The sequence below is a fragment of the Priestia sp. LL-8 genome (assembly GCF_036227845.1).
GTDB classification, from domain to species: Bacteria; Bacillota; Bacilli; order Bacillales; family Bacillaceae_H; genus Priestia; species Priestia zanthoxyli.
Map to the genome: position 1 here is coordinate 1,661,726 of NZ_JAZAQH010000001.1, position 17,870 is coordinate 1,679,595.

Sequence of the window (17,870 nt, forward strand, 5' to 3'; positions counted from 1 at the left end):
TGCTTTGGTTAGGGGGAGTTTACTATTGGAATAGTTAAGTCTACAAACAAACTTGCATTTTCTATTATATATTTAGTCTTCGGTACAGCTTTGGGGATAGCAGCCAAATATTTAGATACTGTTGCAGGTGTTGATGGAAGTTGGTGGATGAACATCATACCATATTTTGGATATTTGTGTTCAAGGACAGGTATTTGGGTACTGATTGCTACTCTTATAGCCGCGTATAGTAAAACCCAAATTAGTGCGGCTCTTAATACATTCGTGTTCTTTATAGGAATGCTAACAGGCTATTATATATATTCAGCTTTTTTATTTGGATTTTTTCCAACCAGTTATTTTTTACTGTGGGGAAGTATCGCACTAGCGTCTCCGTTTCTAGCAGCTATTGTATGGATCGCTAAAAATAATTTACGTCTAGCTTGGATATTACCAGCGTTGCCTATGGGGTTATTGTTAAGTCTTTCTTTAGCGGTTGGAATATTTTATATACATTTAAACTATATTGAAGAATTCATTATGTATGCTGTTTTATGCGTAGTCTTTTACAAAACTCCAAAGCAGCTAGCGGCAACAATTGCTGTTTCGTTTATTATTTCGTTTGTTATCAAACAAGTGAGTCCATTTCACTTTTGATTGTTCTGAAAAGAACTATTTTTTTAATTCTTTATTCAATAGCATAATGAACTTCTTTTGCACCTTCTCGTTACGAATCATTCTAAAGACACGGAAGCTACTGTGTAGATAAGATCGCACTCGTCTATTCCCAAAAAGTAGTGCATAGTATTCCTTGTTATCATAAACGTTTTTGAACCAGTGCTGCTGTTTTAGCAACAAAATATGTTTGTTAATTTTTCGAGTATTTAAAGGCCTAGGAGTATCAACAATAGGACCTAAGCTTGATAAAAAATCAGATAAAAAATCAGTCATTTATACATCTCACCTTATCATCTATGTATTATCTATTATAACTGTATTTAAGTATTTTTATAGCTTAAATGAGCTTTTATAGTTTTGATATCTGCACTACTGATAAAAACGATTCTGATAACTAACTATAAATACAATCCATAATGGTTTTTACATATATATTCTTTAAAATACAGTAATTAGGAAAATTTTAGAGAAGTAATTCGTATAAAAGGTAGGAGGTGATGGATATTAACACTGAAAAACGTCTAGATGAAATTGAAAGAAAATTAGATGATTTACATAATAAGATAAGTAATCAAGAAAATAGAGCAAAGTATAAACCTATCTTTACAGTTGTACTCATTCTATCTGCAATTCTCATATTTTTTGTGCTGATAGGTGTTGTAAGTTTTTTCACAGGTTAATTTTTTTACTAGTCTCTCAGAATTATTTCTGGGAGACCTTTCATTGTTTAAACTAACGGCAATTTGTTTTGTATAGAATATGCCTGAGGATAAAAGGGGATAAAATTATAATGGAAAGTGAAAAGAAACGTTCCGCATTTAGCGCATCTTTCAAAATCTACGAACAGTTTTTAAAAAAGATCTTACATATGTTCTTTACTAGATAATATTCTACGCTACGTTAACTAAAAATATATAGTTTAATACAATATAAGTTAGTAAAAATGACATTATGCTGTTTACATGGAGGACGAGGATGAGAAAGTTTTGTATTGCTTTATTTAGTCTTTTCTTTTTTGTTTCATTAGTTGGATGTCAAAGTAAAGCTGAGGATCCTTTAGAGTTTTCAGGTGAAACTCAAAGCTGGTCAGCTACTATTACGTTATATCCCGTTGAAAATAGTAAAGAAACAGCTCAAATTAACTTAAATTATCTAGGTGGTAAGGTAGAAAACATAGGGGATTTTGGAATTAATTTAGACCCTTCAAATAATCAAAATGGAATTGCAGTGAGAGACGCAAGGTTAAATGAAGAAGGGAATTTTAAAAAGAAAGTAAAGGTTGACGCTAGTGAAGGTGTAATGAAATCTAAACATTTGATTTTAACTGTTAAATGGAATGACAAATCAGAAGATATTGTTTTAAAAGTTAAGTAATTCGAGAGAAAAAGTACCCTATACTCATCTATATCAAGTATTCCCTCAGTTCTTCAGAGTAGGGGCACTATACGAACATTTTTAAAAATCTAATAGAGGATTATTAATGCTCACTTCCGTCTATTTCGTCTTATTTTCACGTAAGTAGTTGGTGATGTACCAATGACGTTCCCGCATGAATCTAATGCTTTCACTTGAAAATAGGGACCCCCTGCCTCAGCATGAATATCTGTTTCAAATCCAGTACGAGGGGTACTAAATACCACTACTGCTAATTTAAAAGGTGTTGGTCCCGCCAGTACCTGCCAAGCGACTGTTTCTGTTGAACCATTCCATGATGCGTAAACTGTAGCTTCACCGTCGTGCAATAAGTCTACAGTTATGCTAGGTGGATAAAGTGGTAGACCTATCCACTTATTTTTAAAGGCTCGATACGAAAGATTCTGATTTGGATACTGCATATCATATAACAAATTAAATGAAGGGTTTCTCCGCGTATTGCCAGCGTTCCTAAATTCCGAAAGGTACGGTTCTTGTCCCCACCCAATGAGTTGATTTCCATTGGAAAGCTTTTGCGCATTTCCTTGACTTGGAACATATAAAGCGGGAGCATGATAATATGTTCGATCTACATTTGCAACCTTGTGTTTATAATCTAAGTGAAGAATTAAACCACGCGCTTGCCCTTGAGGTGGAGAATCAGGAGAAGCACAGCAGGCATTGTCAAACAAGCTTATCCTGTTTTCGGACCTGTAGCGTGCATCATGCTGCCAAGAAAATTTGGCGTTCGGTCCAAGCCTAAAATCACTTTGCTTTCCACCAAGTTGCCAAATCACCTTTCCCGTTTCTTTGTCAATATTATAAATAGCCCACATACTACGCATGCTCACTAAAAGTGTATTGTTTGGACCTTCTTCGACTGAATTTACGTGGTAACAATCCCATATATTATTAGAGCTTGTTGCGGATGAAGCAGGTACCATCGAATCAGATGGATTAATATGTTTAAGTACATCCCAAAAGAAAAGAAGCTCTCCCGTCTCAATGTCTACTTCTTGAATAGAGTAATTACTAAAATACCCATGTAATGGCCCTCCATACTTAGATAAATCTGCGGGTATTTGTTTTACGGCTGTAAACAAAGCCGTATTCCGTTTGGTAATTGTAAACTCGTGCAAATCAGAGGTAAACCCTTTTTTAGCAAATAACTTTTTAATGACCTCATAATGCTGATTGATAATTTGAAAATAAGCACCAGGCTCAGGTTCACCTACTGGAAGGTTAGGGTCTGAAGTTTGAGTTCCTGAAATTGTCCCTTGCCACATCGTAAGAACAGGGTTCCCGCAGTATATTTGTACTCGAAAGTCTGTATTTTGGATATACCTACTAGCAAGCGGTCTAAACCACACTGGATTACCCGTCTGATCCATAATTAGTGCGCCGGTCTGTCCAATCATCGCTGCTCCATATACCGTATAGGGTGCAACAAATAATAGGCCGGGAGCTGTTCCAGGCTTATTAGTATTAATGGTAACCTTCATGGGATGTAAATTAGGAGCCGAAACAAAATTCCATACTTGCGGGTTTGGATGATCAGTGGATGATTGTGAATTAAAATTATCCATTCTCACTCTCATCTCCTCTAACTTTTATTAGTAAACACTGTCTCTTGAGCTATTAATATGTCATTCGCTTCAAAATATGTACATACATTTTAGGTTTACTGGTGTCTTTTGTTTATTTGAAACGGTTATATGTAAGGTAGATAAAATAAATATAAAAAACGAGCTCTTAGCAGATAAGAGCCCGTTTTTCTTGTTCATATACGATTATATATTATCAATACAGCAATACTTTAATTGTGTTTAAAGTTGAAAACCATGCAAAAGAAAAGCAAATTTTTGTGTATATATTATTCGTCAAGATTTAAAAAGATGATTAAGCTTTGTCTTTATGTAAGCTGAAATTTTCATCTTTTTCTTGAAAAAATTCTATAAAAGGTAAAAACTAAAGCCTATCGCAATGTAGGTACCAACAAGTAAAACACCTTCGAACCAGTTGGAATCACCGTCGTTCACAACGGTCACCGTCATGAGAGCGGCAAGGATCATCGCAATCATTTCTGCTGTATTAAATACAAGAGGCAAGAAATCATACAAGTATGAGAACAGAACAAGTATAGGAGCAACAAACATGGCCGTTTGGACGGTTGAACCGATGGAGATCTCCACCATTACGTCCATTCTGTTATTATAGGCCATGGCAATTGCTGACACGTACTCTGCAGCACTTCCCACTATGGCCACAACAATAATTCCAATAAAAACGTGACTCCAGCCTAAGGCATCACCTACTGGCTCAATGGTGCCAACAAGTTTTTCACTAATATAAGCTAGTACAATTGTGGCCAGTCCAAGCACAACGATTGCTTTCTTTTTTCCCCATTCTGGTTCCTCTCCATTTTCTTCTGCGTTTCCGGTGAAAATCCCTTTATGTGTGACAAGTTTAAAAAGAAGAGCAAGCAGGTAAATGGTCAACATCACAATAGCAAAAGAAGTGGATAGAACCTGCATATCTTTATCATCCAAGCGTTTTGCAAAGATAAATGGCAATACAAAAGTTACGATAATAGCAAACATTAAGAGGGAGGTATTATGTCGTGTTTTAAACACACTAAATTTTTGCTTTTTAAATCGAATACCTCCAACGATCATGGATATTCCACTAGCAAAAAGAAGATTAACAAGAACTGCTCCAGTAATGGAGGAAATGACGATTGTATTTAGTCCTTTACTTAATGCAAAAAACGAAATAATAATTTCTGCAGCGTTGCCAAATGTAGCATTCAGTAATCCCCCTGCTGTTGGACCTACTACAACGCTAAGGCTTTCAGTAGAACGTCTGATGTAATTAGCCAAACTAATTAATGTCACACAATAAATAAAGAACATGAAAATATAATTCCAATTAAACATGCTGCCAATAATTGAAAGAGGTACACCAATAATCATAAAAATAAAAAAGACTTTATTCATATTTTCCTCCATGGTCATTAATAGATCCTATAGCAAGAAGAGAAGCTCTATATTATCTTAGCGTTTTTATTAATATAACTCTTAAGACTTTTGTTATTCACATGGAGAGTGCAACTAGCAATTAACTTCACGCATACAAAGGGAACATACTTAATAGCTGCTACAAAAGGAGACTAAAGTTAAAAAAAGAAAAGAACCTTACAAGATCAAACGTTATGAACTCCTCAGCATAAGCTTCAAAGTATATGGAATAGTCTTTTCTGAATAACTAATATGTATCTTTTACATGTTCAAAAGATATGAATTTTTCAAACGTCTATAATTGACGTTTGCGTTAACGTTAAGTATGGGTAATGTAGTTTATAGAGTTAAAAATAATTAGAATGAAGCACCATTTAAATATGATTCAAACTGGTCATTATCATTAAAGGAGAGAGCTATCATGTATACACTTGGAGAACTATTAGAGCAAAGAGCTAAACAATCTGCTGAAAAAGAGGCTTTAATTTGGAGTACATCTTTCCATACATTTAAAGAATATAATGAACGTGTCAATCAGCTGGCTCATTACCTGTTAAGCCATAATGTTAAAAAAGGAGATCGAATTGCAATTCTATGTCAAAATAATCATCCGTTTCCTACCATTCTGCTAGCTGCATTAAGAATTGGAGCCGTAGCGGTTCCTATTAGCTGGCAGCTGACGAAGTACGAAATTATCGATATTTTAGACAGTGCACAACCTAAAGTTATTTTCTACGACCAAAAATTTCATGAAGTTATCCCTTTTGACTCTGAAATAGTAAACGGCGTTGTTACTTTACAAGTAGGAAGAAAGAATAGTGTGGAGACAGTTGAAGAATATAATGACATTTTTTCTGCGTATTCTATACTAAATCCAAATATACAGGTCTCTCAAGATGACATTGCGATGCTTCTTTTTACTTCTGGAACAACTGGCAATGCAAAGGGCTGTATGATTGAGCATGGTCACGTGTATTCTTATATACAACCATCGAGTCAACGAATAGACTATGAAGAAGATGGTCGATTTCTTGCCTCGCATCCTTTTTATCATATGAGTTCTATTAACAATATTTTAAAATCTATTTCCAACGGAATGGGGTTGTTTCTGTTGTCAGATCCTACCCCGGAAATCATTTGGGAAACGATTGAAACTCATAAGATCACTATGATGTTAGCGTTTCCCTCTACGTATATGCAAATGCTCGAAGTAGTGAAAAATGCAGGGTCAAAGAAATCTTCACTAAAGGTTGCTATTGCCGGAGGGGCAAAAGTTCCTGCTTATCTTATTCAGGAATATGAAAAATTAGACATCAGCATGATACAAGGGTATGGAAGTACAGAAGCATGGACAGTCAGTGTATGGACACCAAATATGGGAGATGAAAAAATTGAATCCGCAGGTAAGCCTCTTTCCGGTGTAGAAGTGAAAATTATTGATCCCGAATCAGGAAAAGAAGTAAAAACAGGTGAAGTTGGAGAAATTATTATAAAAAGCCCCTATTGTTTTAAAGGCTATTGGCATAATCAAGAGGCGACTGACAAAGTTCTTAGAAATGGCTGGTTCTATATGGGGGACGCTGGAAAGATAGATCAAGACGGCTTTTTATATATTATGGGACGCTATAAAGATGTTATCGTATATGGCGGCGATAATATCTATCCCGATCAGGTCGAAGAAATCATTGAGCAAATAGGTACGGTTATAGAAGCTGCTGTAGTAGGAGTAGAAGATCCTGTTTATGGAGAAAAACCTAGAGCTTATGTAGTAAAGGATCCTCATTCTTCCTTAACAAAAGAAGATATTCTAAACTATTGTAGTGATCGTCTAGCAAGTTACAAAGTTCCAGAAGTTTATTTTATTGATCAACTTCCTAAAAATCAGCTTGGGAAAGTATTAAAAAGAGAATTAAAATGAAGAGTGTTAAAAGCGTGGATTGAATTCAGTCCGCGCTTTTATGATGAAAGTTCGTGTTCAACAGTATTTATATTACCGAAAAGTAAAAGTATTATTTAGAAAGCTTGGAGATATCAGAGTAACAAATACGAAGTGTATTCTCATACTCAGATTCGTATCCTGTAAATACCAGCTTTCTTTCGTTATTATCATAGTGAAATCCGAATTTCTTTAAATCATTCCTCAATATATCTTCATTACTTTTGATGGAAGAAGCAATCTCCTCATAAGTAGCACCATTATTTAGCTTTTGAACAATCTCACCTATTAACAAGTTACAACCTCCAGTAGCATATGTTTCTTAAGTAATAATTTAACCTAAATAGCTGTTTTTATGAACGTTGTGCGGAAAGCCATTCTAGATTATTAAAATTTACAGCGAGCACTTCGTTTGCAAACTAACGAATTAATTAGGTATTTTTCTTTTACGATAATCATTAAAATAGTAAATTAAAAAAATCCCAATAAAAAAACCAATGAAAAGACCGATGAGACTTTCTATTTGTACACCTTTTTCTCCAGTTAATCGGCCGTAAATTATTCTGAAGATCACACCAACGAAAGAGAGAAGAACAGCTGTTATGGCAATACGTAAAAAGTTAATAAAATCACGCCTTTTTATAAAGTGTAGTACCCTCTTTTAATACATTTAAAATTAAGGCCGATTGTAGCTGGCTACAAATAGGTGCTGAAGAACAGCTGAGAATATCACTCAGAAAACACAATAAATAATACAAATATGGAACTTTTATGAAACTCATTCGTATAAGTTATAGGAGGCGATAATATGGTTATATCAAGTTTTAATTGGGCGGACGCAGTTTTTCAAATCTTTTGGTTAATTTTATTGGTTTCTTTAGGTTTGCTTATTTATAAAGTTGTTCAATTTAAAAAACAAAATGAACGTTTTGGAAAGAATAGATGAGCCTTTTATACATAAAGAAGTGAATGGAGTGTTCAAGCAAAAGAGGTGTTTTTTTGAGAAAAATGATAAAAAAATATTCATTTATCTGTACAGGATTCTTATTTGGTTATTTTCTTTTACTGATTTTAGGCTTAGATGTTTCTATTAGTATGTTTAAAGTGTTTATACCAGTAGCAGCTTTAGGACTGTTGCTTGGAGAAATTATAAATATGGCTTTTAATTATCATCAGACTAATATGAACTAACATTATAATTATAATTCCGTTCAAAAATTACATAAAAACGAATAAAGGCATAAGACAAGAAAGGTAGAGTATATATGGCTTGTTGCAATAATTGCAATTACAAATGGAGCGCTAAAAACGTATGGTTACTTGGGTTTTCTAAGAAAGGAAAGAAGTGTCCTAAATGCCATACCAGACAATTTATCTCCTTTAAAGGTGCTGGTCCTTTAATAGGGCTAGGTTATTTAAGCGGGATTGTTGCTATATCTCTTATTAGTTTATTTCCGTTTATCGTAAAGCTAACAGATAAAGAAGAGCACAGATGGAAGTAAATTAAAAAAGCACAGAGAATATTGATATTCTCTTTGCTTTTTTCTTGGTTTTATACTCATAGAAGATGCATAGTAAATCAAATACAAAACATCTTTGTTCAAATACTTACTTCTCTTTTTCTGATACTACTTCAGCTTTACCTGGCCAAAAAGCAAATCTTCCTAAAACCGTAGTGATCGCAGGTACAAGGAATGGTCGCACAATAAATGTATCTAACAGAACGCCTAAAGCTGTAATAATTCCGAACTGAACAAGAACTTGAATTGGCAGTGTTGCTAAAACGGCGAAAGTAGCAGCTAAAATGATTCCAGCTGATGTGATAACACCGCTTGTTTCACTTACGCCTTCTTTAATCGCTTGTTTTAACGGCATGTATTTCTTTTTCTGCCAGATGCTTGAGATCATAAAAATATTATAATCCTCACCAAGCGCCACTAAGAATACAAATGCGTATAAAGGAATCGCTCCCTGGATAGCATCTGCTCCCATGATATTGTGGATGATGAGCCAGCCTAATCCTAAGGCTGCACTGTAAGACAAGATAACCGTTCCCACTAAGTAAAGCATAGCTACAATAGAGCGCAAGTAAGCCACTAGCAGCAGCGATATAAAAATAATAATTAACGGGACAATAATACTGTTGTCTTTATCACTAACAGTCATCGTGTCATATTGCGTCGCTGTTTGACCGCCAATCCATACTTTGGATTTTACTGAGGAAACTCCGGATTGTGACAGTGCCTTTTCGGCCGCATCTCTCAAGTCTGGAATAGCTTCCATAGCTGTTATACTATACGGATTTACATTAAACTTGACATCATATACTTTTAAATCCTTATTACTTTTACCGCTTTGAGGTGCAGAAACGGTACTAATAAGATCGTTTTTCTTTAACTCTTTTTCTAGATCTACCGATTTTCCTTCCGTATCAATTACTACTTGTGCTGGTGCTAGTTCACCTGGAGAATATGCATCAGAGATAATCGTAAACCCTTCACGAGAAGGCATATCTTCAGGGAAAGAAGACAATAAATCATACGTGTACTTAATTTGACTAGAATAAATGGATAAAGCTCCAAAAAAGACTAGACAAGCAACAATGATTGTCCATGGCTTAGTCGTAACCACATTACCAATCCAATTTCCGAAACGATTTTTTTCTTTTCGGTTACGCACCGGCTTTCCTTTCTTTTTCGCCAATTCCTCTTCCATTTCAGGAGTGCGAGGGACAAAAGGATAAAAAGAACCTCTTCCCATAACTGCAAGCAGGGCAGGAATAAGAGTCAAACTCGCTAATCCCATAACCAGAATAGATAAGCTAAACGGGATGGCAAAACGGTGGTAAGCACCGTATTTTGCTACGATTAAAGCTAGAAGAGAGATGACAACTGTAAAGCCACTCATGGCTATAGCACCTGAAGCACCTTTAAAAGCGTTAATAAGTGCTTGTCTCTTATCTTTTACTTTGCGAAGCTCATCGCGATAATGAGAAATTAAAAATAAACAATAATCTGTTCCGGCTCCAAATAACAAGACCGTCATAATGGATATGGACTGCGAATCGACCGTAATCCATCCTTTATCTGCTAAAATACCGAGAATTGGACTCAGCACCCCATAGGCAAAACCTACACCGATCAAAGGAATAATCGCTAAAATTGGGGAACGATAAATTACAAGAAGTAAAATTAAGACTAATAAAACTGTCGCGATTAGTAAGGAAACGTCTGCTCCTTCAAATAGGCTGGTTGCATCTACTTGAATTCCTACAGGTCCTGTAACGCGCGTGCTTAGCTTATCTTTTTCATCGATATCCGTCGCAAAAGAATCGTATGAAACATTCTCTTTTACTTGTTTTTTAATCGTATCTAGGTTTTTTTCTAGTACATCCGTTTCAACGTTTTCTTCAAAGAAAATAGGCTGTACAAGAGTTGTTCCGTCTTTCGAAACCATCTTTTGCAGAGCTGCTAACGGTAATTTATGCAAAGGCGGAGTAGACGTTTGTGCTTCTAATGGTTTCTTTTCTAAATCCGCCGCCATTTGCTGAATAGATTTTAGATCATCATTATTCAAACCTGATTCTTTGTGCCATGTAAGTAAGGCAGGAACCCCTGATGAATTAGGGAATTCTTTCTTTATAAGATTTTCAGCTTCTACGGAAGGTGAATTCTCACTTAAGTTTGGTGCATTGTTTACTTCCGTCTTATTCACAGCAGGCCAAGCAATCGTGAGGACTACAGTTGCCAAAATCCATACGGCAATTACAATCCATCGGCTCACTTTCCCAGTCATATATCGACTGAATGTTGCTAAAGGTGATTCTTTCATTAATTCTCCCTCATTTCCAAATCTGTTTGTTTCTATTACAATATATATAGAACCTTCAATAATTATATATACCAGAAGGTTAATTAATCAACTAGTTTAAATGTGCCAATTTCTTGAACTAGAAGGAGGGCCCTTATGAATACGAATCAGACACCGAAAAAAAAGCCTGGCAGACCTAAAATAACAACTGAAAATAATATAACGAGAGAGCAAATTTTGAAAACAGCTGCTCATTTATTTATGGCATACGGGTACGAAAAAGTTTCAATGGAGCAAGTGGCTGAAGCGAGCGATGTGACCAAGGCCAGCGTTTACTACTACTTTAAAAATAAGGCAACTTTGTTTACAGTTTCCGTATCAAGCATGTTCCAACGTATTACAAAACAGACGGAGAAATTATTGCAAAATTCCAATGGGTTAAAACACAGATTATATGAGGTAACATTGGATCATTTAAAGCGGCCGCATATTGATTTTGAAACATTATTACAAGAAGCGACTTCGTCGCTTACAGAAGATCATATTCGTGAAATTCGTGAAGCAGAGAAAGCGATACATGAGGCATTAGAGAACGTATTCAAACAGGCCGCAAACAACGGAGAAATCGTCGTAGCAAGTCCCAGATTGCTTGCGCATACATTTTCAACGGTCACAATGATTCGGAACAAAAAAGAATTAATTACAGAATTAGGAGGCCCTGAAAAAACGGCTCAGGCTCTAGTGGACCTGTTTTGGGTAGGGATTAGTCCTAATTAACCTTTTTTATTGCATGGTACAAAGAAGAAATAAAGAACGGCTAAAAAATATTCATCAATATTTTCAGCCGTTCTTTTCATTGGTCGCAAGCACTTTGTAAAACAAGCCTGAAATAATAGCCATTACCTATTAACCATCCAACTTATAGAGATGTTGGCTCAAAGTTTTCATTAATCATGTAAAAAAGCGACGTTATATGATAAAAAACGTAAAAATTTAATAATTTGGTTTTTATTTGTATTTAAAGCGGTATTTTACAGAAGGTTAGTGTTAAAATAATGAAAATCCTATCTTTTAGGGTTGCCTTTAGGATATATGGTTATTCTATTGTAAACAAAACCTTTAGAATAACAAGTTACATTTTGGAAGGGAGAAAAATGGATGGAATCTATTTGGCTCGAATACGTATGGGCATTATTGATTCTAATCGGGTTAGAAGGATTATTATCAGCTGATAATGCTCTTGTACTAGCAGTTATAGCTAAACATTTACCCGAGGATCAGAAAAAAAGAGCGATTAATTACGGAATTCTTATGGCATTTATTTTTCGGTTTGGAGCTCTTTTTGCCATTTCATTTATCGCCAACGTCTGGTGGATACAGGCCATAGGAGCCGTTTATCTTCTGTATCTAGGTTTGAAGCATGTCATTCAGGCGCGATTTGGGAAACATAATGAGAATATTCATGATGATGATGAGAAGGAGTCTGCTGGAAAGGGGTTCTGGCCGACAGTGGGGAAAATTGCGTTAGCTGACCTTGCTTTTGCCATTGATTCTATTTTAGCTGCGGTCGCTATAGCTCTTGGGCTTCCGGATTCACAGTTTGGAGAAATCGGTGGTATGGACGGAGGGCAGTTTGCAGTTGTAGTTCTTGGAGGGATTGCAGGTCTTATCTTAATCAAGTTTGCAGCAACCTGGTTTGTAAAACTCCTTGAAAAGCGACCTGCCTTAGAAACGACAGCATATGCAATTGTTGCCTGGGTCGGTGTTAAACTTGCGGTTATTACTTTTGCGCATAAAGATATCGGCGTCTTAGATTCTCATTTCCCTCATAGCACCGCTTGGACCCTGATTTTCTATGGAGTATTAGTTGGTATCGCGCTATTAGGTTGGTTTGCACCGGGCAATAAGTCATCAGAAAAATCATCGGTCTAAAAGGCAATTGAGTGTGAATGTACGATGCACCCCGAATTTACTAATTAACCTTGATTTTTCTATCCGAACAGCCCTTATTTTGGCATTTAAAAGGATGTTTAGATCTTATAAAAGCGTGAGTTTTGTTGATTCAAGCGAATGATCATGTGCGTTAACCCAAGCAGGGCTAACGCACTTTTTAATTGAAACGGTTATGCAAACGAACTTGGTCATTTTATTTATTATTTTTGTTCTCTTTACGATAATCAGTAAAGCAGGAAATTAAGAAAATCCCAATAAAAAAACCAATAAAGAGACCGATAAGACTTTCGATTTGGACATCTTTCTCTCCAATTATTTGAGCGTAAATTACCCTGAATATAACACCGATGAAAGAGAAAGCAACAGCCGTGAGCGTAATGCGTAAAAAGTTAATAAAATCATACCTTTTTATGAAATGTATTACCCGCTTTTAAACTATTAAAAAAGTTTAGAGATAAAGACATACACCCTGGATTTCTCAAAGGAATATATATTGTGTGCTCTTTGTAATAAGTTTAGGTCTCAATTTTTATTAAAGTTAACTTTAGCTTGTATGAAAAAAGCAATTAGACAAAGACGTCGAACTTCATTTTTGATTCGTAAGTGCAGTGTTTTTAAAAAAATTAGATGTTTTACAATATGTCAATTCCAGTACTTCAGGAATGGTACAAGTAATAGCTATCCTCATATTGAACAAGGGTATAAAGTTTTTTTCTTTCAAGTATATTCATAAAAGCACTTCTTTCCGTATTTTATGCTATAATAATCCCTAGTTTTTTAGTTTGTATAGAGAGGTGTAAAACAGAATGATGCCAAAATATCTGCAAGTAGCTGGCCAAATTGAATCTGATATTACTGAGCATGTTTATCAAAAAACAAATAAACTTTTGACTGAAGATGAATATGCAGCAAAGTATCAGGTGAGCCGTAATACAGTACGAAAAGCAATTGAAATTCTCGTAAATAAAGGATATGTATATCAAGTTCAGGGCAGCGGTGCATTTATTCGTAATCATCACAACAATGGATACGTTAATCTTGAAAAGCTACAAGGAGTTACCAATGATTTTAGTGACCGCCTTGTAGAAAACAAGCTCCTAGATTTTAAATTAATTAATGCGGATGAGGAACTAGCCCAAAATATGGGATGTAAGATTGGAACACCTATTTATTATGTAAAAAGGCTAAGATATGTTGATAGTGATCCATTTTCAATTGAAACTTCGTATTTTAACAAAAATCTTGTTAAATACCTTGATGAAAATATTGTAAAAAAATCGATTTATACATATTTACGCAATGACCAGCAACTAGCAATTGGTTTTGCAGATCGTGTTATTCGTGCCGATTATCTTATGTGTGAGCAAGCTGATTTATTGGGATTAAAAGAGAATGATCCGGCTTTGGTGGTAGATAATACTGTTTATTTAATAAACGGTGCAATTTTTGATTACTCGCAGTCAGTGCATCACTTCAAACATGTAAAATTGCTAAAAGTATCAAATATGAAAGGTAGTTAAGGTGCAAAGAGAGCTCAGGGCTCTTTTTTTTTGTCTGAAAATAAAAAAAATAGTTTACATATGAATCTGAGTGAGTTATTATAAATTTATAAAATTTGTACCAACAAATTAGATTTGTACTTATGAAAGGGTGTACATATATGGTTGAAGAATCGATTGAGATTAGCTCTGAAGATATCTTTGGATTAATTGCATTTTCAGGTGATGCTAAAGCGAGCTATCACGCTGCTTTACATCTGCTCAGAGAAAACAAAGTAGAAGAGGCAGAAGCAGAAGTAGCAAAAGCGAATTCAATTTTAAACGAAGCACATGCTATTCAAACAAAATTTGTCACACTAGAGGCCCAAGGGAAATCGGCACGGGTTGGTGTATTGATGGTTCATGCCCAAGACCATTTGATGAACACGATCTTAGTAAAAGAGCTATTGGATCATATGATGACCATGCAAAAAGAAATTAACTTATTGAAAGGGATGAATTGATATGGTGAAGATTGGATTATTCTGTGCAGCAGGTATGTCTACAAGTATGTTAGTGGAGAAGATGAAAGCGTTTGCTGGTGAGCGTGGTGTAGAAGCTGAGATTGCAGCTTACCCTGAGTCAGAGATGGAAAAGTATGTTGATAATATCGATGTTGCTTTATTAGGTCCTCAGGTGAAGTATTTGTTAAACAAAGGAAAAGCTGTTTGTGAACCAAAAGGTGTCGCTATTGATGTTATTAACACGGTGGATTACGGCATGATGAATGGTGCAAAAGTACTTGAACACGCGATTAAATTAGCGAATAAATAAACGGGGTGAATGATTTGAAAATGCCAAAAGATTTCTTGTTCGGCGCAGCTTCAGCTTCTTATCAAGTAGAAGGGGCATGGAACAAGGACGGTAAAGGGGTTTCGAACTGGGACGTCTTCTCAAAGATTCCCGGTAAAACATTTGAAGGAACAAACGGTGATGTGGCCATTGATCATTATCACCGATATAAAGAAGACATCGCACTTATGGCAGAGATGGGATTGGAATCGTATCGGTTTTCCATTGCCTGGACACGTATTCTTCCCAACGGTACAGGTGAAGTAAATCAAAAAGGATTGGAATTCTATAATAATGTCATTGATGAATGTTTAAAACACGGAATTGTTCCGTTCGTCACATTGTATCACTGGGACCTTCCTCAAACGCTTGAAGAAGAAGGCGGCTGGCTAAATCCTAAAACAGCCGATGCATTTGTCACGTTTGCTGATGTTTGTTTTAGAGCATTCGGCGATCGAGTACGGAATTGGATTACCTTTAACGAAACGGTTATCTTTTGTTCGTTAGGCTATTTAACCGGTGCTCACCCACCAGGAATTGAAGGGGATGCGAAAGCATACTTTCAGGCGACACATAATGTGTTTGTGGCTCATGCCCGTGCGGTTGAACTTTTCAAACAGTCAAGCTATGAGGGGGAAATTGGTATTACTCATGTTTTTAACCCGGCGTTTAGCATTGATGAGGACGAAGAGAACAAATTTGCAGAAAGACATGCGAATGCATATTCGACACATTGGTATTATGATCCAATTTTGAAAGGAGCTTACCCACAATATGTAATAAAAGAGCTCGAAGCTAAAGGGCTACTCCCGCAAATGACAGAAGAAGAACTGGATTTGCTTCATAGAACGGCACCTATGAATGATTTCATCGGATTAAACTATTACTGCCCACAGCGCGTAATGAAAAACGATTCAGCCCTCGTATTGTCTGGTGGACGTGAAAACTCAACAGGTAAACCTGGAAACCCTTCATTTGACGGTGTATACAAAACAGTCATGATGGAAGAAAAAGTATATACCAAATGGGGATGGGAAATTGCTCCTGATGCTTTTCTAGAAGGGATGCGTATGCTTAAAGAACGCTACGGGGACATCAAAATGTATATCACGGAAAACGGTTTAGGAGATGAAGATCCTATCGTTGGTGAAGAGATTCATGATCAACCTCGAATCGACTATATTGAAAATCATTTAAGCGCTGTCAAAAAAGCTGTCATGGAAGGAATTAACGTCTCAGGATACTTTGCATGGTCTGTCATTGATTTGCTTAGCTGGTTAAATGGTTATAAAAAACAATACGGATTCATTTATGTCGATCACAAAAATAATCTTGCAAGAAAACGAAAGCAGTCATTCTTTTGGTACAAGGATATTATCGCTACACGCGCAGAAGAACTTTAAGGAGGTACCCCTATGGGTCGCTTAGAAAGTGTATTTGAAAAGTTCACCCCGTTCTTCCTTCGATTTGCAAATGCAAAACCAACACTTGCAATTAAGGATGGGTTTATTTTAACAATGCCGATGACAATTATCGGCTCTCTCTTTCTATTAATTCTCGCTGCCCCGATTCCAGGCTGGGAAGAGGCTATGGTGAAATTCTTTGGAGAACAGTGGAACCTTCCACTTACCCAGGTTGTCGGTTCTACATTTGATATTCTGGCTCTTATTGGTGTGTTTGGAATCGCTTATTCGTACGTCCGGAACGAAAAAATTGAAGGTACGCCAGCTGGTATTCTAGGTGTAGTTGCCTTCCTTATTATCACTCAGGCCTCTGTCTTGACAAATAGCGGAGAAACCGTCACAGGTGTTATTCCCAAAGTTTGGACCGGCGGGCAGGGTGTACTAGCCTCGATTGTAGTTGGTCTATTTGTTGGCTTTGTGTATTCGCAGTTTATTAAGCGTGATATTCGTATTAAAATGCCAGAAGGTGTTCCGCCAGGCGTTGCGAACTCGTTCTCTGCACTAATTCCTGGGTTTGCCATTATTACAGTAGCTGCCATTGTCTTTGGATTATGCCAAGCTTTTGCAAATAAGACATTCACTGAAATTGTTTATAAACTGCTGCAAGTACCCGTACAAAATTTGACGGACACGCTTACTGGTGCAGTTCTTATCATGGTCTTAATGTCACTTCTTTGGTGGTGTGGAATTCATGGTGCTGCCATTATTATGGGAGTAATGGGACCACTCCTAACAGCTAATGCTTTACAAAACCAAGCTATATTGGATTCTGGTAAAGAACTTGTTGTAGGTGAAAATGCTAAAGTTGTAACCATTCAATTCTTGGATGTATTTACGAAACTGGGAGGATCAGGTATTACCATTGGTTTTATTATTGCAGCTCTTATAGTGGCACGGTCATCGCACTTAAAGCAGCTCGGTCGATTATCTTTAGCTCCTGGATTATTCAATATAAACGAGCCAATCATTTTTGGTATGCCAATTGTATTTAACCCAATAATGTTTGTTCCTTTTATTGTTGTTCCTGCAATCGCATCATTTATGGTCTACTTCTCTATCATTTGGGGATGGGTAGAGCCTTTCAATGCACTTCAGGTTCCTTGGACCACACCGCCGGTTGTTTCTGGCTTCTTGATTGGCGGCTGGAGAGGGGCTTTATTGCAAATAGTAACCATTGCGATGTCAGTGATGATTTATCTTCCTTTTGTCAGAATGCAAGATAGTATTTCTTATAATGAAGAGCTCGAAGCAAAAAAACAATCAGAAAGTAATATTGCTTGAAACAACTAAA

At 36.2% G+C, this 17,870-nt stretch carries 18 protein-coding genes; 14 read left to right on the forward strand and 4 right to left on the reverse strand.

The annotated features are described in order from the left end of the window. Nucleotides 1–147: 147 nt before the first annotated feature. From U9R83_RS08360 to U9R83_RS08370, 3 genes are all read left to right on the forward strand, one after another. A complete protein-coding gene (locus U9R83_RS08360) occupies nt 148–636 on the forward strand; it encodes a DUF6518 family protein (RefSeq protein ID WP_115653527.1) in 489 nt (162 codons plus the stop codon). A gap of 518 nt (nt 637–1,154) precedes the next feature. Beyond that, nucleotides 1,155–1,337, forward strand: coding sequence for a hypothetical protein (locus U9R83_RS08365; protein WP_014460704.1), 183 nt, complete (start codon nt 1,155–1,157; stop codon nt 1,335–1,337). A 295-nt stretch (nt 1,338–1,632) separates the two neighbouring features. Next, on the forward strand, nt 1,633–2,031 hold the full coding sequence (locus tag U9R83_RS08370; protein WP_140450605.1) for a hypothetical protein: 399 nt from the start codon (nt 1,633–1,635) through the stop codon (nt 2,029–2,031). A gap of 110 nt (nt 2,032–2,141) precedes the next feature. On the opposite strand, the gene U9R83_RS08375 is transcribed toward U9R83_RS08370, so the two are convergent. Together U9R83_RS08375 and cax are read right to left on the reverse strand one after the other, a co-directional pair. After that, on the reverse strand, nt 2,142–3,656 hold the full coding sequence (locus tag U9R83_RS08375; RefSeq protein ID WP_014460701.1) for an arylsulfotransferase family protein: 1,515 nt from the start codon (nt 3,654–3,656) through the stop codon (nt 2,142–2,144). 366 nt (nt 3,657–4,022) lie between these two features. Continuing rightward, nucleotides 4,023–5,066: a calcium/proton exchanger gene (gene cax, locus U9R83_RS08380; RefSeq protein ID WP_028413861.1), complete on the reverse strand. Its 1,044-nt coding sequence runs from the start codon at nt 5,064–5,066 to the stop codon at nt 4,023–4,025. Between the two features lie 442 nt (nt 5,067–5,508). Between cax and U9R83_RS08385 the strand changes: the two genes are divergently transcribed. Further along, complete coding sequence (locus U9R83_RS08385) at nt 5,509–7,005, forward strand: class I adenylate-forming enzyme family protein (protein ID WP_140450606.1); 1,497 nt, start codon at nt 5,509–5,511, stop codon at nt 7,003–7,005. A 91-nt stretch (nt 7,006–7,096) separates the two neighbouring features. Here the strand turns inward: U9R83_RS08385 and U9R83_RS08390 are convergent, their stop codons facing one another. Next, nucleotides 7,097–7,318: a hypothetical protein gene (locus tag U9R83_RS08390; protein ID WP_140450607.1), complete on the reverse strand. Its 222-nt coding sequence runs from the start codon at nt 7,316–7,318 to the stop codon at nt 7,097–7,099. Between the two features lie 513 nt (nt 7,319–7,831). Between U9R83_RS08390 and U9R83_RS08395 the strand changes: the two genes are divergently transcribed. The 3 genes from U9R83_RS08395 to U9R83_RS08405 all read left to right on the forward strand — a co-directional run bounded on the left by U9R83_RS08395 (nt 7,832) and on the right by U9R83_RS08405 (nt 8,525). After that, on the forward strand, nt 7,832–7,969 hold the full coding sequence (locus U9R83_RS08395; protein WP_014460696.1) for a hypothetical protein: 138 nt from the start codon (nt 7,832–7,834) through the stop codon (nt 7,967–7,969). A 53-nt stretch (nt 7,970–8,022) separates the two neighbouring features. After that, nucleotides 8,023–8,214, forward strand: coding sequence for a hypothetical protein (locus U9R83_RS08400; RefSeq protein ID WP_014460695.1), 192 nt, complete (start codon nt 8,023–8,025; stop codon nt 8,212–8,214). 74 nt (nt 8,215–8,288) lie between these two features. Further along, on the forward strand, nt 8,289–8,525 hold the full coding sequence (locus U9R83_RS08405; RefSeq protein WP_014460694.1) for a hypothetical protein: 237 nt from the start codon (nt 8,289–8,291) through the stop codon (nt 8,523–8,525). A gap of 106 nt (nt 8,526–8,631) precedes the next feature. Here the strand turns inward: U9R83_RS08405 and U9R83_RS08410 are convergent, their stop codons facing one another. After that, a complete protein-coding gene (locus U9R83_RS08410) occupies nt 8,632–10,854 on the reverse strand; it encodes an MMPL family transporter (protein ID WP_140450608.1) in 2,223 nt (740 codons plus the stop codon). Between the two features lie 135 nt (nt 10,855–10,989). On the opposite strand from U9R83_RS08410, the gene U9R83_RS08415 reads away from it, so the two are divergent. From U9R83_RS08415 to U9R83_RS08445, 7 genes are all read left to right on the forward strand, one after another. Next, nucleotides 10,990–11,610 (forward strand): TetR/AcrR family transcriptional regulator, encoded by a 621-nt coding sequence (locus U9R83_RS08415; protein WP_014460691.1) that lies wholly within the window; start codon nt 10,990–10,992, stop codon nt 11,608–11,610. Between the two features lie 381 nt (nt 11,611–11,991). Next, nucleotides 11,992–12,765 carry a TerC family protein gene (locus U9R83_RS08420; RefSeq protein ID WP_014460690.1) on the forward strand — a complete coding sequence of 258 codons (774 nt, stop codon included), beginning with the start codon at nt 11,992–11,994 and terminating at the stop codon, nt 12,763–12,765. A gap of 827 nt (nt 12,766–13,592) precedes the next feature. After that, nucleotides 13,593–14,306, forward strand: coding sequence for a GntR family transcriptional regulator (locus U9R83_RS08425; RefSeq protein ID WP_014460689.1), 714 nt, complete (start codon nt 13,593–13,595; stop codon nt 14,304–14,306). 140 nt (nt 14,307–14,446) lie between these two features. Beyond that, nucleotides 14,447–14,788 (forward strand): PTS lactose/cellobiose transporter subunit IIA, encoded by a 342-nt coding sequence (locus U9R83_RS08430; protein WP_014460688.1) that lies wholly within the window; start codon nt 14,447–14,449, stop codon nt 14,786–14,788. A gap of 1 nt (nt 14,789) precedes the next feature. Then, nucleotides 14,790–15,098, forward strand: a complete 309-nt coding sequence (locus U9R83_RS08435; RefSeq protein WP_014460687.1) for a PTS sugar transporter subunit IIB — start codon at nt 14,790–14,792, stop codon at nt 15,096–15,098. 14 nt (nt 15,099–15,112) lie between these two features. After that, nucleotides 15,113–16,519: a GH1 family beta-glucosidase gene (locus U9R83_RS08440; RefSeq protein ID WP_014460686.1), complete on the forward strand. Its 1,407-nt coding sequence runs from the start codon at nt 15,113–15,115 to the stop codon at nt 16,517–16,519. Nucleotides 16,520–16,531: 12 nt separating this feature from the next. Beyond that, the gene (locus U9R83_RS08445; RefSeq protein ID WP_014460685.1) at nt 16,532–17,860 is read left to right on the forward strand and encodes a PTS sugar transporter subunit IIC; all 1,329 of its coding nucleotides are present in this window, start codon (nt 16,532–16,534) and stop codon (nt 17,858–17,860) included. The last annotated feature ends 10 nt before the right edge of the window (nt 17,861–17,870 follow it).